Annotated in this window: 13 protein-coding genes; 10 read left to right on the top strand and 3 right to left on the bottom strand. The window is 41.9% G+C overall.

What is annotated here, in order from left to right; all coding sequences use genetic code 11:
* Nucleotides 1-75 precede the first annotated feature (75 nt).
* The 7 genes from H8716_RS10185 to H8716_RS10215 all read left to right on the top strand — a co-directional run bounded on the left by H8716_RS10185 (nucleotide 76) and on the right by H8716_RS10215 (nucleotide 11,110).
* Nucleotides 76-1,944, top strand: coding sequence for a sensor histidine kinase (locus H8716_RS10185; protein WP_249308644.1), 1,869 nt, complete (start codon nucleotides 76-78; stop codon nucleotides 1,942-1,944).
* Entirely contained in the window at nucleotides 1,941-3,458 is a 1,518-nt protein-coding gene (locus H8716_RS10190; protein ID WP_249308646.1) for a response regulator transcription factor, read from the top strand. Before H8716_RS10185 ends, H8716_RS10190 begins: the two co-directional genes overlap by 4 nt.
* Nucleotides 3,455-4,696, top strand: a complete 1,242-nt coding sequence (locus tag H8716_RS10195; RefSeq protein WP_249308648.1) for an ABC transporter substrate-binding protein — start codon at nucleotides 3,455-3,457, stop codon at nucleotides 4,694-4,696. Before H8716_RS10190 ends, H8716_RS10195 begins: the two co-directional genes overlap by 4 nt.
* Before the next feature lie 111 nt (nucleotides 4,697-4,807).
* Nucleotides 4,808-6,160 (top strand): extracellular solute-binding protein, encoded by a 1,353-nt coding sequence (locus H8716_RS10200; RefSeq protein ID WP_249308650.1) that lies wholly within the window; start codon nucleotides 4,808-4,810, stop codon nucleotides 6,158-6,160.
* A gap of 63 nt (nucleotides 6,161-6,223) precedes the next feature.
* Nucleotides 6,224-7,111, top strand: coding sequence for a carbohydrate ABC transporter permease (locus H8716_RS10205; protein WP_249308651.1), 888 nt, complete (start codon nucleotides 6,224-6,226; stop codon nucleotides 7,109-7,111).
* Between the two features lie 16 nt (nucleotides 7,112-7,127).
* A complete protein-coding gene (locus H8716_RS10210; RefSeq protein ID WP_249308653.1) occupies nucleotides 7,128-7,949 on the top strand; it encodes a carbohydrate ABC transporter permease in 822 nt (273 codons plus the stop codon).
* 8 nt (nucleotides 7,950-7,957) lie between these two features.
* Entirely contained in the window at nucleotides 7,958-11,110 is a 3,153-nt protein-coding gene (locus H8716_RS10215) for an alpha-mannosidase (protein WP_249308655.1), read from the top strand.
* A 58-nt stretch (nucleotides 11,111-11,168) separates the two neighbouring features.
* Here H8716_RS10215 and H8716_RS10220 read toward each other — a convergent pair whose 3' ends face one another.
* The 3 genes from H8716_RS10220 to fdhD form a co-directional block, all read right to left on the bottom strand.
* On the bottom strand, nucleotides 11,169-11,378 hold the full coding sequence (locus tag H8716_RS10220) for a PTS ascorbate transporter subunit IIC (protein ID WP_117447483.1): 210 nt from the start codon (nucleotides 11,376-11,378) through the stop codon (nucleotides 11,169-11,171).
* On the bottom strand, nucleotides 11,378-12,421 hold the full coding sequence (locus tag H8716_RS10225; protein WP_249308656.1) for an SPFH domain-containing protein: 1,044 nt from the start codon (nucleotides 12,419-12,421) through the stop codon (nucleotides 11,378-11,380). Before H8716_RS10225 ends, H8716_RS10220 begins: the two co-directional genes overlap by 1 nt.
* A 130-nt stretch (nucleotides 12,422-12,551) precedes the next feature.
* Complete coding sequence (fdhD, locus tag H8716_RS10230) at nucleotides 12,552-13,382, bottom strand: formate dehydrogenase accessory sulfurtransferase FdhD (protein WP_249308659.1); 831 nt, start codon at nucleotides 13,380-13,382, stop codon at nucleotides 12,552-12,554.
* Between the two features lie 122 nt (nucleotides 13,383-13,504).
* Here fdhD and H8716_RS10235 point away from each other — a divergent pair, with 122 nt between their 5' ends.
* From H8716_RS10235 to moaA, 3 genes are read left to right on the top strand one after another with little or no spacing between them, the layout of a single operon-like run.
* Nucleotides 13,505-13,960: an MOSC domain-containing protein gene (locus tag H8716_RS10235; protein ID WP_249308661.1), complete on the top strand. Its 456-nt coding sequence runs from the start codon at nucleotides 13,505-13,507 to the stop codon at nucleotides 13,958-13,960.
* Complete coding sequence (moaC, locus tag H8716_RS10240; RefSeq protein ID WP_249308664.1) at nucleotides 13,950-14,435, top strand: cyclic pyranopterin monophosphate synthase MoaC; 486 nt, start codon at nucleotides 13,950-13,952, stop codon at nucleotides 14,433-14,435. The genes H8716_RS10235 and moaC overlap by 11 nt, the downstream gene beginning before the upstream one ends.
* A gap of 1 nt (nucleotide 14,436) precedes the next feature.
* A complete protein-coding gene (moaA, locus tag H8716_RS10245) occupies nucleotides 14,437-15,411 on the top strand; it encodes a GTP 3',8-cyclase MoaA (protein WP_249308666.1) in 975 nt (324 codons plus the stop codon).
* The last annotated feature ends 3 nt before the right edge of the window (nucleotides 15,412-15,414 follow it).

A 15,414-nucleotide genomic window follows, 5' to 3' on the forward strand; every position in this document is an offset into this window, starting at 1 on the left:
TAAATGGAGATGAAAATCCTGCCGCAACGTGGTAAAGTAGAGTGGAATGAATAAACTGGCAAGGCGGAGAAAAACGTGAAGAAAGAAAAAAGGACAAGAATTATATGGCGGGAACAGATCATTGGAAAATACCGGGCAATGGAACTGGCAAAGAAAATTATGGCGTTGTTGTTTGGAATATCTGCACTTCAGATCGTATTGATTCTGGTAATTTCCAGTCATTTGAGTACAACGATTATTACGGAGCAGGCAGGAGAACTGATTAATGAAAATATGAAGCAAAACGCGGTGAGTATTCGTTCGGCACTGGAACGGTATGACAGCATGATACAGGAAATTTATACAGATACTACTTATGTAGATAACATGAAGATTATCAATTCCTGGGATGGTGAGGAATATTATCTGTCTATGCATTTATTGAACAGTAAAATGCAGGATTTGATTTATCGGAATGATGAAATAGCCGGAATTGCATTGATTGGAAAATACGGAGATGAATGCTATTATGACAGGATTACAAAGTCTGATCAGGAAAGCATCTGTTTTGAAGAACATATGGGAAATAATATGCTGGTAAAACAAGCTCTGACGAAAAAAGACAGTGTATATTCAGCATTACTTGGAAAAGAGGATCCGGAATATGGCAGTCATTCATTTTTCTATATAGCTCACCAGCTGACAGATTTTAATAACTATGAGAAAGGTGCTGTCGGCTGTGTGGTAATCTGCATTGACGAAGAAAAATTCCGAAGTAATTACAGTCAGGGAACGGAAGAGAACAGTCTGTCATTTGTTATTGACGGATATGGAAATATTGTATCTATGCCGGAAGCGGGATTTGAAGGAAGTAATATTTATGGTGAGAGTCCGAAAGAGGCAATTGCTGTAACGCAAATAAATGAACTGGAAAAACAGATACGAAAGTTTGTTGAGGAAAAGAAAGTATTCCCAAGAAAAAATCCGGATATTCATACACTAAGCATCTGGAATGGACAGTTTTATATCATTAATCTGCAGGATCTGAATCATTCCATGACAAGGGTGAGATACCTGCTGATTATGATCTGTCTGGTAGCTGCGCTGGTTGGGGTGATTGGTTTTATGGTGATTTATTATATATCCATAGACATCGATCATTCTGTGAAGAAGATTCTGTATGCCATGAAAGAAGCCAATGAGGGGAATCTGGACAGTAAGATTGAAGTAACCGGAAGTGATGAATTTGCAAAAATTTCTCAGAACTTTAATATCATGCTGGGAGAGATAAAAAAAGCAAATGAACAGGAACGGGAATCTTTATTAAGGGAAAAGAATGCGGAAATACGTTCTCTGGAGGCACAGATTAATCCGCATTTTATTTATAATACGCTGGATGCGGTCAATTGGCTGGCCATCGAGGAGCAACAGTTTGCAATCAGTAAAATGGTGACAAAACTGGCACAAATTCTAAGATACACGATTCATAACAGCAATGAGATAGTGACACTGGAAACAGAACTGGATTATCTGAAAAAATATATTTATCTGCAGCAGGAGCGGTTTGAGTATTCTTTTGACTGCGATATCGAGGTAGAAGAACAGGCCAGAAAATGTCAGATTCATAAATTGCTGTTGCAGCCTTTTGTGGAAAATTCCATAATTCATGGATTTGCGGAACTGGACCGTAGAGGAGAAATAGGCATTCGAATCCAGCTGACAGAGGAACATAAAATATACATAGAAATCAGTGATAATGGTATTGGAATGCAGGAAGAAGAATTGAAAAAGCTCAATGACTATGATTATCGGAGTGCAAAACCGGAAACCAGCATTGGTATTCGAAATGTGATCACCAGAATCAAGCTATATTATGGTGGAAAAGGAAAAGTGCGTTTTCTTTCCAGAAAGGAAGGGACGACAGTAGAAATTACGATTCCGGCAGAGAGGAGAGACTTAAGATGAGAATTGTACTTGCAGAAGATGAAAAGATGACGCGGAATGGTATATTACATATTATTGAACATTATACAGAACATGAAGTGATCGGTGTGGCAGAAAATGGAAAACAGGGTTATATGCTGGTAAAAGAAAAACAGCCAGATCTGCTGATCAGTGATATCAAAATGCCGGTAATGGATGGTATGGAAATGTTACAGAAACTATATGATGAAAAATGTATGGTTCCGACGATATTACTGACAGGATATTCAGATTTTGAGTATGCAAGAAAAGCCATTAAATTTCAGGTAATGGATTATTTATTAAAGCCACTGGATACAGAAGAATTTTTGAAGAATTTAAATGATGCAGAGACAAAAATTTCCAACATACGTATATCGCAGGTATCCGCAAAACAGCTTTTGGCAAATTATCTGGAAGGACAATATGAAGATAACGGGACGCAGTATGATCTGCTCTGTGAGCTGCTGCATATGAATGAACGGACAGAGGTGTCCCTGTTTCTGATTTCTCCGGGGAAGTTCTTTTCCGAACATATGAAAGAGTATATGAAATGTGCCTCATCCGTAATGGAGGCACTTTGTATCGACAATGTACACGTTTTTCAGCTGCCCGGCGAAAAACAGGCGATTGTTCTCGTGGCTGGTACAGAAAAAAACAGAACATTGAAAAATCGTTTTGAGATGAAGATAATTCCAGAACTGGAAGAGATAGGCAAATGCACCTGTGCTTTTACAAGAACATGTGGACTTCAGCATTTGAAGACTGCTATAGAGGAGATGAAACAAATGGTAGAAGCTGCATTTTCAGTACCGAACCATAAGCTGATTGATGCAGAGACTGTGGAAGCACTGCAATATCAGGATATCAGATATCCACAGAACATAGAAGCAGGTATAATCCGGGAACTTCGGAACGGACATGGAGAAAAAGCTGTGGATTACGGAAAGAAATTTGCAGATCAGGTAGTGAATGGATCTGTAAAACCGGAAATGATCAAAGAATACACACTCCGGTTAATGGCTAATGTATTTCGGGTATATACGGAAATAAACGGATTGTCAGATGAAGAACAGAATATGAAATATTTTATGGAAAGCGTCATATCCGGTGAAACAATGGAAGAAGTAAGATATCAGCTGGAAAAATTTTTCCACGCCTTATACAGAGAGAATGAGGAAGAGATCAGCGTTGAAAATGGCATTGTAATGAATGCAATTTCCTACATCAGAGATCATTACAGGGAAGAAATTTCCCTGTCAGAAGTGGCGAGAATCTGCAGGGTGACACCGGAATATTTAAGTAAAATATTTTACAATGAGACAGGAATCAATTTCAGTCATTTCGTCCAGAATTTCAGAATCAGTGTGGCAAAACGAATGTTATTTGCAGAAAACTGTAAAGTATATGAAGTGGCAGAAGCAGTAGGTTTCCGGGATCAGAAATATTTTGTGAAAATATTCAAAAAGCTTTGTGGTGTAACACCTACAGAGTACCGAAAGGAGTTCAGGGAATGAAAGTGAAATATATGTTTGCAGCTTCTATTACGGTACTTCTGCTGGCATTGGTGATTGTGTACTGTTCTTTTCAGAAACAGGGAAATGCCAGGGACAGTTACACAGAGGAAAAGGAGAAAACGATACAGGTACTGGTATCAGATGAAGTGTGTACAGGGCAAAAAGAACTGGAGGACATTGCAGAAAAATTTTCAGAAGAAAAAGAAGGAACAGAAGTTCACATCGAATGGGCAGATCGGGAAGATATTAAGAAAAAAGTCTGTGTAGGTGCCAATGATGAAAAGCAGCCAGATCTGGTAATTTGCAGCAATAAAGAAATATCGGGATTCATGGAGATGGGACTGTTACAGGAAATTTCGTCAAAAGAACTGATAGAATCCCTATACAGTGAGACAATTTACAGTGGACTGTGGCAGTCTGCGATGTCAGACGGAAAACATTATGGAATACCATTTACAGTAGACCCTTACGTTTTGTACTATAATTCAGATTATTTTGAAAAGAAAAACTTACAGAAACCGGAATCCTGGGAAGAAATTATGGAGATATGTGCAAGTATACGGGAACCGGGATTTTATGGAATCAGTTTTGGAATACGAAGATCTGGAGATGCTTCAGACTTTTTTGACTGCCTGCTGTATTCCTGTGGGGGAAATTATTACAGCCTTGACAGTGAGCCTGGAAAGATGGCAATTAATTATCTGGATGAACTGAAACGTAGAGGATATTTCAGCAAAGATGCGATAAATAACAGCTCTAAAGATGCCGCTGCGAATTTTAAGGAAGGAAAAGCAGCAATGTTTCTGGCACCTCTTAGCATGGCAGCTTATCTGAATGAAGGCAGTGGCAGTGTGAAATTTGCAATCAGTCCGTCTCCGTCAGCAATTAAAGAAGGGTATGCACTGACCGGAAACAGCCTTGGCATTCTGGATGAAGAAGACGGACTGACGCAGGAGTTTATAACTTATCTTTATGAAACACAGCAGAGAAAACAGATACTTACCTGTACAGGAACACTGCCTGTTTTTGAATGTGAACAGAATATTTCTGTGACAGACCGGGAACTGTCAGATATTTTTTATAAAAACGGAGTTGTTTTGCCGAACTACAACAGCTGGTTTGAGACAAGCAGTATTCTTTCAGAATATGTATATAAAGTTCTGGCACTCAGAAACATCAATCTGGATAAAAATGCATCAGAGTTACAGGATAAAATCAGAGTGGCAATTATGGGATAAGATTAAAAAAGTCTCCTGTTCTTAAAATAGTAGAATATACAGGTGCGTGAAAGAAATGCTAGAATATGATCATCAAAAAGAGGTAACGACCGAAAGAAAAGGAGAAGGAAAATGATGAAACGTAAAGTAATGGGGGCTCTTTTAACAGCAGCAATGGTTGCAGGAATGCTGGCATCCGTAGCAGTTACTGCATCTGCAGAAGATGGAAAACAGAAGCTGACAGTTACATTTAAAGATGATGGACAGGGAGAAAATCACCCATGGTATGTATGGGTAAACAGTGCATATGAAAACTGGGACCTGAAAGATCAGTATGAGCTGGAAATTGCAACAATCACCGGATCTGAATCAGATTATTATACCAAAGTAGCACTGGAACTTGCAGATGCCAACACTTGCCCGGATGTGGTATTTGAAGATACTTTCCAGCTTCCAAATGACGTAAGTGCAGGATATCTGACAAATCTGGATGAATACCTTGCAGGCTACGATGCATGGAATGATGGAACGTATTACGACACTATGAAAGCCGGTTCTATTGCAGCAGACGGATCAGTATATGGTGTTCCATATTGTACAGATACGAGAGGAATCTGGTACAACAAAGAGATCTTCAAACAGGCTGGTCTTCCGGAAGACTGGCAGCCGGAAAGCTGGCAGGATATTTTGGATGCATGCGCAGCAATCAAAGAAAATGTACCGGATGTGATTCCATTCTGGTGTAACTCAGGTGTGGCAACTGGTGAAGCAACATCTATGCAGACCTATGAAATGCTTCTCTATGGAACAGGCGAAAAACTGTTAGATGATGACGGAAAATGGATCGTAAAGAGTCAGGCAATTCAGGATACTTTGCAGTTTATCAGTGATATTTATACAAACGGATATGGCCCTTCCTTATCGCTGGTATTAAATGGACAGGCAACCAACACAGCAAGAAGAGAATATCTGCCACAGCAGAAGCTTGCAATCCTGATGGATGGTGCATGGATCAGTGCAAACTGGAAAGACACCGGTGCAGCACCATGGGCCGAATATGAAGATATCATGGGATTTGCAGCAATGCCAAAACAGAATGGAGACGGAACCGTTACCATGTCAGGAGGATGGACACTGTCGGTTCCAGAAAATTCAGATGAAAAAGATGCAGCATTCTCATTTATCGAGCAGTTAATGGAGCCACCAGTCTATACACAGTCTGTCATTACACAGGGAAATATTGTAACAAGAACAGATGCTGCTGAAGATGAAGAATACAAATCACAGCCTTATAAGGAAGAAGCAACCGCACTTCTTGACAATGCATTTTTCAGACCACAGAATGAACAGTACTCTGTTGTAACTACCTACATTCAGTCTATGGTGGAGACTGTTGTATCAGGCGGATCACCGGAGGATGCCATGAATCAGTATGCATCTGACGTGACACGTACTGTTGGCGAAGAAAATGTAGTGGAAAAATAAGCTGATTTATGTATGCGAGGCAGTTCTCGGACTGCCTCATTTTTTTAGGAAAGGATCGAAACGATGTTCACAAAACAGAAGTATGGGATTGTAGAGGAATTAAAAAAATCGGTGTTATTGCTGCCGGCAGTGATTGTCTTACTTTGTTTTTTCATAGTACCGATTATTCTGACAATCTATTATTCATTTACGAATCTTGCACTCAGTGGCTCAAACGCTCAGAATCTGCAGTTTGTAGGATTGTCAAACTATAAAAGAATGCTTACAGATCCAACAACAATCACAAGTATTAAAAATACGCTGATCTTTCTGGTGGGAAGTCTGGCAGGGCAGACCATACTGGGATTTCTGATTGCGTATTTTATGAAACAGAAAGCAAGAGTATTTCGCAGTGTGGTAGGACCGTGTTTTTTGATTGGATGGGTAATGCCAGAGATCGTAGTAGCCCTGTGTTTTATGGCATTTTTTAAAGAAAACGGAACTTTAAATGCGATTCTTGGAATCGTTGGAGTGAGAAATATTTCCTGGCTTTATGAACATCCGATGATTTCCGTTATTATTGCCAATATATGGCATGGTACTGCATTTTCTATGTTGAATTTCCAGTCAGCACTGGATAATGTGTCAGGAGATATTGAGGAAGCAGCAAGGGTGGATGGTGCAAATCGTGTTCAGGTATTATGGAAAATCATTATTCCATGTATCAAAGATACCATTGCCACAAATATCATGTTAAATACGTTGTCTACCCTGGGAGTATATGGACTGATCTATGCCATGACCGGAGGCGGTCCTGCCAATAAGACAACTACACTGCCTATCTATATGTATAATCAGGGGTTAAAAGGTATGCAGCTTGGATTTGGCACTGCGATCGGTATGCTGATTTTATTTGTGGGTGTGATTTGCAGTATCCTTTATACAAGAATTTTAGGCACGAAGGAAAAATAGGAGGTTACATAGCATAATGAGTAATACCAGAGTAAATCGATTACATTATATTGTTTTAGCCTTTATGGCTCTTACATTTCTCACACCGCTGGTATGGATTGTAGTAGCTTCTCTTGATCCAAATGCCAGTGATGCATTGAAAGCACCGCTTTCTGTGACAATTGGAAATTATGTCAGTGTACTGACAAATGCAGATAATCTGAAAGCTTATGGAGTTGGTTTTGCAATCTCTTTTGTAGAATCTTTGTTGGTAGTGGTGTTGTCCTGCCTGGCGGCTTATCCATTATCCCGATACAGATTAAGTTATAAAAAAGCATTTATGAATATTATTCTTTTCATGACCGCATTGCCAATGATTGCAGTAATTGTACCGGTATATAAGATGTACCTGTCACTTGGTATGCTTGACAGCCTGTGGGGAGTCATCCTGTATCTGTCAGCAGCATCTTTGCCATACGGAATCTGGCTGATGAAGAATTTTATGGATGCTGTACCGGCAGAACTGGAAGAAGCAGCCTGGGTAGATGGCGCTACGACAATGACCTCCATCAGAAAAGTGGTACTTCCGTTGATGTTCCCTGGAATCTGTACCGTGTTTATCTATACGTTTTCCAAGAGCTGGGGTAATTTCTTCGTTCCGTTTATTTTACTGAGTTCAGCAGATAAACTGCCGGCATCTGTGAAATTGTATCAGTTCTTTGGGCAGTATGGACTGATTGACTATGGACCATTGGCAGCATATTCCATTATCTATACGCTGCCGTCTGTATTGTTGTATGTATTATCACAGAATTATATGTCAAAAGGCTTCAGCCTTTCTGGTGCAGCGAAAGGTTAGGTGAAAAGATGAATCAGGTAGATGCATTTGAACTGGAGAGAATCAGTCAGGCAATTACGGATATTCGATCCTGCATGATGACAGATGTTTTTATACCGGAGAAAATAAAGTATTGTGAAGGTCAGGAAAGACCGGAAGATCCGGAACAGATGGAAGATTTTTATCCGATGGATAAATGGGGAGGATTTGACCGGTATGGATGGTTTCGGTATGGCTTCACTGTGCCGGAAGTCATGGAAGGTAAAAAGCTATGGGTAGAGATTGCCCAGGATAAGAGAGACTGGTATGCACAGAATCCACAGTTTTTGCTATACTGTAACGGCGCACCACTGCAGGGTATGGATATCTATCATGAAGAATGTCTGTTAAGAGAAAAAGCTCATGCAGGAGAAACAGTAGATCTTGAAATTCAGGCATGGTCCGGAATGTCTATCCGTGACCGCAGCTGGAGTGACAAAGAGAACCGCCCTGGAATGTTTGCCATTCGTCTGTATTGTACGGAGCCAATAGTAGAAGAACTGTATTATGATCTGAAAACAGCCTATGAAGTTGTAAAATATGCAGATCAGGAAAGTGAAGCAGGACGGAAAATTATCAGGGTACTGAATCAGGCAATTAACGAGGTTGATTTGCGCTGCCCGGGGAGCACGGAGAATTTGGAATCCATGGCGAAAGCCAGAAAAATTATTCGGGAAGGGGTGTATGAGAAAGAAGAGTCGGGAGATGGTATGGCTTATTCCGTAGGACATACCCATATTGATGTGGCATGGATGTGGCAGTTTTCCCATACGAAAATGAAAACCCAGAGAAGCTTTCGTACGGTATTGAAACTGATGGAAGAGTATCCGGAATACCGTTTCATGTCATCTCAGCCACAGCTGTATGAATATATGGAAGAGGCACAGCCAGAACAGTTTGAGAAGATCCGCCGGTATATAGAGCAGGGACGCTGGGAAGCAGAAGGCGGCATGTGGATAGAAGCAGACTGCAACCTTACATCCGGTGAAAGTCTGATCAGACAGTTCCTGGAAGGAAAAGCATATTTCAGGGAAAAGTTTGGAAAAGAAAATGTCATTCTGTGGCTTCCGGATGTGTTTGGATATTCCGCAGCCTTACCGCAGATCTGTAAGAAAAGCGGCATACAGTATTTTATGACGACGAAAATAAGCTGGAATGAAGTGGACAAAATTCCATATGATACCTTTATGTGGAAAGGAATTGACGGAACGGAGATTCTGACACATTTTGCTCCGGCGAAACAGTATGATACGGTAAATTATAATCCATTTGGATTTGCAAGAAGTCCTCATATCACAACTTATAACGGTGTATTAGAACCGGATTATGTAATGGGAGGATGGAAAAGATACAGTCAGAAAAGTCTGAATCAGGAATTTCTGATTCCGTTCGGTTATGGAGATGGCGGCGGCGGTACCACAAGGGAAATGATTGAAAAAGGTATCCGGATGGAAAAGGGGATACCAGGCTGTCCAAGAGTGAAGTTTTCCACATCCCGTGAGTTTTTTGAAGATCTGGAAAAAAGTGTACAGGGTCAGAAACACCTTCCGGTATGGAATGGAGAATTGTATCTGGAATTCCATAGAGGAACTTATACATCAGTGGCAATGGTCAAACGCATGAATCGGCAGATGGAAAATCTTCTGCAGAGAGCTGAGTTTATGATGACGGCAGCACAGAGTATATGTGAGGACTATATATGGGATAAGGCAGAGTGGAAAAAAGCATTGCATCAATTCCTGACCAATCAGTTCCATGACATATTGCCTGGATCTGCGATTACGGCTGTTTACGATGATGTGAAGGAAATATACAGACAGGTAGAGAAGGTATTTCAGAATAATAAAGAAAATGCCGTGCAGATTCTTGCGGAGACGGTTCCGCAAAATCAACTGGCAGTTGTAAATACACTGGGCTTTGACAGAAACGGACAGGTTGAATTTGAATATGAGTCTCAGGCAGAAGTGATTCAGATGCAGAATGCATCAGGGGAGAAATGGTATGCACAGAAAACAGGTGAGAATCATTATCTGGCTCATGTCTATGCAAAAGCCGGAAGTATTTCAGCATATGATATAAAGGAGTCTTCAGTTTCAGAAAAAGAATGCTGGAACTGGGATGGAATCACTTTAGAAACATCCTGTCTGCGTGTAGTATTTGATCAGGATGGTACGATTGCATCCATCTATGATAAAGAGGAAGAACGGGAAGTTTTAAGAGGAAATGGAAATGTGCTGGAAACTTTTGAGGATCGTCCGTATCAGTACGATGCATGGGAGTTAAGTCCATATTACCGTGAAAAAGAATATGCATGCAGAGAACTGGAAGAAATGACAGTTACAGAAATGGGACCGGTAAGAATGTGTATCAGACAGGTTCGCAGGTATCTTTCTTCACGAATCTGCCAGGATATTTATTTTTATCCTGACAGTAAACGTATTGATTTCCATACGATGATTGACTGGAAAGAGGAACATGTACTTCTGAAAGTGTTATTTCCGGTGGATGTTCTGGCTGATCAGGCAGTGTATGAGATCCAGTTTGGAACAGTACAGCGTCCGACACATACGAACACTTCGTGGGATGCAGAGAGATTTGAAACCTGTGCGCAGCGCTTTGCCGATCTGGCTGAGCCAGACTATGGGGCAGCACTGATGAATGACTGCAAGTATGGATATGATATTCATGATGGGGAAATGAGACTTACACTGCTTAGGTCACCGTCTTTTCCAAATACAGTAGATCAGGGATATCATGAATTTACATATTCCTTCATGCCTCACAGGGGAGATTACAGGAAAGCGCAGATACAAAAAGAAGCATATAGTTTAAACCAGCCACTGATCAGTTTCATGGGAACTGGATTGGAAGATGCAGAGTGTGTATATCAGCCACTGCTTATATGCAATCATCCTGGAATCTTTACAGAGACTATAAAGCCGGCTGAAGATGGCAATGGTTTTATTGTAAGGTGCTATGAAGGATTTGGATGCCGACAGCGTGCACAGATGACAGCAGCAGCCGGATGGAATGTAAGAGAATGTTCTATGATGGAAGAAGAAATTGAGGTGGAAGAAAATCGAGATACCTTTGTCATGTCATTTATGCCATTTGAAATAAAAACATTGCGAATTACAAAATAAAAAGATCACCGTATTGGAGATATGAATTTCTCTGATACGGTGATTTTTACGAAAACCATTATTTGATATCCAACTCCGGTGGTTCATCCAGATGTTCGGATACGTATTTCCCATTTTTCTTCCGCTGTCGGACACATTCGGTCAGCAAGTACTCGATCTGTCCGTTGACGGAGCGGAAGTCATCTTCTGCCCAGGCAGCGATAGCATCATATAACTTGGCAGAGAGACGTAAGGGAACCTGTTTTTTCTTATTGTCTTTTTCAGCCATTAATACAGACTTCCTGAATTGACTACCGGCTGGGCGTCATGATTTCCGCAGAGAACGACCAAAAGATTTGATACCATGGCTGCCTTACGTTCTTCGTCCAGTTCTACCACGTCTTTTTCACTTAACTGTTCCAGTGCCATTTCAACCATGCCCACGGCACCGTCTACGATCATTTTTCTGGCATCGATAATAGCAGAAGCCTGTTGTCTCTGAAGCATCACGGCTGCGATCTCAGGCGCATAAGCCAGATAAGTAATACGGGCTTCGATGATCTCCAGACCTGCATCGGAGACCTTTTCCTGAATTTCATTACGGATTCGCTCTGCCACAATCTCGCTGGAGCCTCTCAGGCTTCCTTCGTCTGCAATGCCATCTCCCGTAGTGTCTACATCCGGTGCAGTATCATATGGATAGAGACGGACAATATTACGCAGAGCGCTGTCACACTGAAGCGACAGATATTCCTTGTAGTTATCTACATGGAAAACGGCCTTTGCAGTATCTACCACTCGCCAGGTAACGGCAATGCCGATTTCCACCGGATTTCCCAGACAGTCATTGATCTTCTGACGGGAATTATTCAGAGTCATAACCTTCAGAGAAATTTTCTTATTACTCAGTGAGGCGTCAGAAGAATTGCTCCCACTTAGAAGTAATGTGGAAAGAGAAAGATTTTTCTGTGCACTGGTATCCACATCGCCACTCTGACTAAGCTTTGTCTTAGAAGCTGGGTTCACACTGACACAGAAGGGATTCACAAAGTAGAATCCAGGATCTTTTAAGGTGCCAATATACTTTCCGAATAAAGTTAGTACCAGTGCTTCCTGCGGTTTTAAGATCCGAAGACCTAAAAACAGGATCCAGCCCAGCGCCATCCAGGCACAGCAGATAACCAGACCCACAACTGGAAGGACCGGAACGGCACCTTTTGCCAGTGCGATGCCACATCCGATACAGCCACCGATAGCAAGAGCATAAAGAAAGATGGTAAGAATCATTACCAACATGCCATTCTTTTTGGTTGATAAAATTTTTTCTGTCATTGTATGTTCCTCCTTTGGAATCACAAAACTATTTGATATCAGAATGATATCACTATAATATTTGCAAGTCAAGGAAAAGTTCAATTGATGAATGCGGCAGATCTGGGATAAAAAGAGTGTTTGCAGCAGATCAGACATCGGATGAAGTACTGCAAAGATCTGGGCTGGTAAAGACTTTCATGCGGTCTCTTCTGGCTGCGCAGATCAGAGTCAGATGATATTCTCTGGCCAGTTCAATGGCTTCGGAAGTAGGGGAAGCCTTGCTGGATAGAACCGGAATACCTGCCTGAATGGCTTTCATAGTCATATCGGTAGGTATTCGTCCGCTGGAATAGATCATGCACTGATGCAGATCAATGTTATGGCGAAGAGCATAACCGATGACCTTGTCCAGAGCATTGTGACGACCGATATCCTCGCAGGAAAAAAGAATCTGATCTTCTTTGGCCAGAAGGCAGCTATGGGTGGCAAAAGTGATACTGTGAAGAGGCGAGCCATCTGCGAAGGCATCTGCCATGTGAAAAATCCATTCCGGTTCCCAGTGAATCGGGGTGAGCACTTCCGGCTCTTTTGTCGAAACAAAATAATTATTTAAAATATGATTGCCGGTACAGCAGGTAGGGGTGACTTCCACAAAGGAATCTGTGAAAGGTGCATTCGTATCTGCTGTATTTTTTAAGTAAACTTTGGCGCGTTTTCCATATTCGCAGATATAAATATGCTCAACATCCTCTGCGGAAGTGATGATTTGCTCGGTCAGAAGCCGCCCCAGAACCAGCTCAGCCAGATGCTGTGGCAGGCAGATCAGCTTCATGGTCAGGCGGTCATTGACATAGACATCTATGACATGTTCGTTTAGCACCTGTTCTTCTTCAATACAGATTTTCCTGTCTCTTCCAATATATTGGTATTCTTTTTTTCCCAGTAAAGACAGATTCTGGTATTGTTCGTTAATATACATAATTTCTCCAATCAAAAAATCTATTCTTTTATTCATGTTTGCTATGTGGTATGATAGATACAGTATAACAGACATCTCATTGTTTCGGAAGAGAGAATCAGTGGATGAAGGAGGAAAATCAAATGGGAAAGATTATGGCGGTCAATATCAGTGAGAAAAAAGGTACTCAGAAGAAAAATATACACAGTGCCACGCTGATTGAAGACTTTGGAATTGAGAAGGACGCCCATGCCGGAAAATGGCATCGTCAGGTGAGCCTTCTTTCATATGAGAAAATAGAAGAATTTAAGGCAAAGGGTGCACCGATTGACGATGGAGCATTTGGAGAAAATCTGATCGTAAGCGGATACGATCTGAAGATGCTTCCGGTTGGCACCAGACTGCGAAGCGGGGATGTGCTTCTGGAAGTAACTCAGATCGGTAAGCAGTGCCACAGTGGATGTGAGATCTACAAAATTATGGGAGACTGCATCATGCCACGGGAAGGTATTTTTACCAGAGTCCTTCATGGAGGCGTGCTGACGGAAGGTGACGAGATCGTAATCGAAGGAAACACAGGTGAGATAGATGGAGAATAAGCTGAATCATTTTGACCAGAAGGGCAATGCAGTGATGGTGGACGTATCTGGAAAAGTACCTACTTCCAGAACCGCTGTTGCGAAGGGAAAGATCCGTGTCTGTCAGGCGGTGATGGATGCGGTAAAACAGGGAAGTGTCAAAAAAGGTGATGTACTTGGTGTGGCAAGGGTAGCTGGGATCATGGCGGTGAAGCAGACATCCCATCTGATTCCCATGTGCCATCCGCTGATGATCCAGAAATGTTCCGTGGACTTTGAACTGGATGAAGAACATCTGGAGATTACGGCGATCTGTACGGCAAAGACAGAAGGACAGACTGGTGTGGAGATGGAAGCACTCACCGGAGTAAATGTGGCGCTTCTGACGATCTATGATATGTGTAAGGCAATTGATAAGTCTATGGAACTGACTGGCATTCATCTGGTAGAAAAAAGTGGAGGAAAAAGCGGGCTTTACCGAAACCCGAACGATTAGTATGAAGGATAGGTTTGGAAGAGAGATAGATTACCTGCGAATATCCATTACGGATCGATGCAATCTAAGATGCGTGTACTGCATGCCGGAAAATGGAATTGCACAAATACCACATAAGGAGATTCTCACTTATGATGAGATTACCAGAATCTGCCGGTGTATGACAGGACTTGGCGTTCATAAGATTAAGCTGACCGGAGGAGAACCCCTGACCCGGAAAGGATGCGCCACCCTGGTAGCAATGTTGAAGAATCTGAATGGTATCGAGAAGGTAACACTAACGACTAACGGAATCTTGCTGGGTGAGCAAATGACCGATCTGGCGGCTGCAGGAATCGATGATATCAATATCAGCCTGGATACGTTAGATGCGGCTTCTTTTGCTAAAGTTACCAGACGGGAGAATCTGAATCAGGTATTGGAAGGCATCGAAGCAGTCCTTCAGTATCCGCAGATTGGACTGAAGATCAATTGTGTGCCGGTGCTGGAGGGTCCGGAAAATCTGGTATCGGTAGCGGGACTGGCGAAAAAGTATCCGCTTCATGTCCGGTTTATTGAGATGATGCCGATCGGATATGGAAGAGAATTTCAGTTCCGGGGAGAAGAAGAGATCTGTCAGATACTGGAAAAGGTTTATGGCACCATGACACCGGTGAAGGAGCGTTATGGAAATGGACCTTGCCATTATTATAGAATAGAAGGATTTCAGGGAAAAATTGGTTTTATCAGTGCCATGACTCATAAGTTCTGCGATCAGTGTAACCGTGTACGGATGACGGCGGAAGGATTTTTAAAAGCCTGCCTGCAGTATCAGACAGGAACAGATCTGAAAGGACTGATGCGCTCAGGCTGCACCGATGAAGAACTGACAGAAGCAATACGGAAAGTCATATGGGAGAAACCGGTCAGCCATCATTTTACTTCTAAGGAAGTGGATGAAGACGAAGCCAGACTGATGTCCCAGATTGGAGGGTAAAGT

Origin of the sequence: Jingyaoa shaoxingensis (genome assembly GCF_014385005.1) — a bacterium.
Classification (GTDB): Bacteria; Bacillota; Clostridia; order Lachnospirales; family Lachnospiraceae; genus Marvinbryantia; species Marvinbryantia shaoxingensis.

What these genes read in the sequence shown, in the direction of transcription:
- H8716_RS10225 (WP_249308656.1), bottom strand. Translation starts at nt 12,421, where the DNA reads ATGACAGAAAAAATTTTATCAACCAAAAAGAATGGCATGTTGGTAATG.
- moaA (WP_249308666.1), top strand. Translation starts at nt 14,437, where the DNA reads ATGAAGGATAGGTTTGGAAGAGAGATAGATTACCTGCGAATATCCATT.
- H8716_RS10190 (WP_249308646.1), top strand. Translation starts at nt 1,941, where the DNA reads ATGAGAATTGTACTTGCAGAAGATGAAAAGATGACGCGGAATGGTATA.
- H8716_RS10200 (WP_249308650.1), top strand. Translation starts at nt 4,808, where the DNA reads ATGATGAAACGTAAAGTAATGGGGGCTCTTTTAACAGCAGCAATGGTT.
- moaC (WP_249308664.1), top strand. Translation starts at nt 13,950, where the DNA reads ATGGAGAATAAGCTGAATCATTTTGACCAGAAGGGCAATGCAGTGATG.
- H8716_RS10220 (WP_117447483.1), bottom strand. Translation starts at nt 11,378, where the DNA reads ATGGCTGAAAAAGACAATAAGAAAAAACAGGTTCCCTTACGTCTCTCT.
- fdhD (WP_249308659.1), bottom strand. Translation starts at nt 13,382, where the DNA reads ATGTATATTAACGAACAATACCAGAATCTGTCTTTACTGGGAAAAAAA.
- H8716_RS10205 (WP_249308651.1), top strand. Translation starts at nt 6,224, where the DNA reads ATGTTCACAAAACAGAAGTATGGGATTGTAGAGGAATTAAAAAAATCG.
- H8716_RS10210 (WP_249308653.1), top strand. Translation starts at nt 7,128, where the DNA reads ATGAGTAATACCAGAGTAAATCGATTACATTATATTGTTTTAGCCTTT.
- H8716_RS10195 (WP_249308648.1), top strand. Translation starts at nt 3,455, where the DNA reads ATGAAAGTGAAATATATGTTTGCAGCTTCTATTACGGTACTTCTGCTG.
- H8716_RS10215 (WP_249308655.1), top strand. Translation starts at nt 7,958, where the DNA reads ATGAATCAGGTAGATGCATTTGAACTGGAGAGAATCAGTCAGGCAATT.
- H8716_RS10235 (WP_249308661.1), top strand. Translation starts at nt 13,505, where the DNA reads ATGGGAAAGATTATGGCGGTCAATATCAGTGAGAAAAAAGGTACTCAG.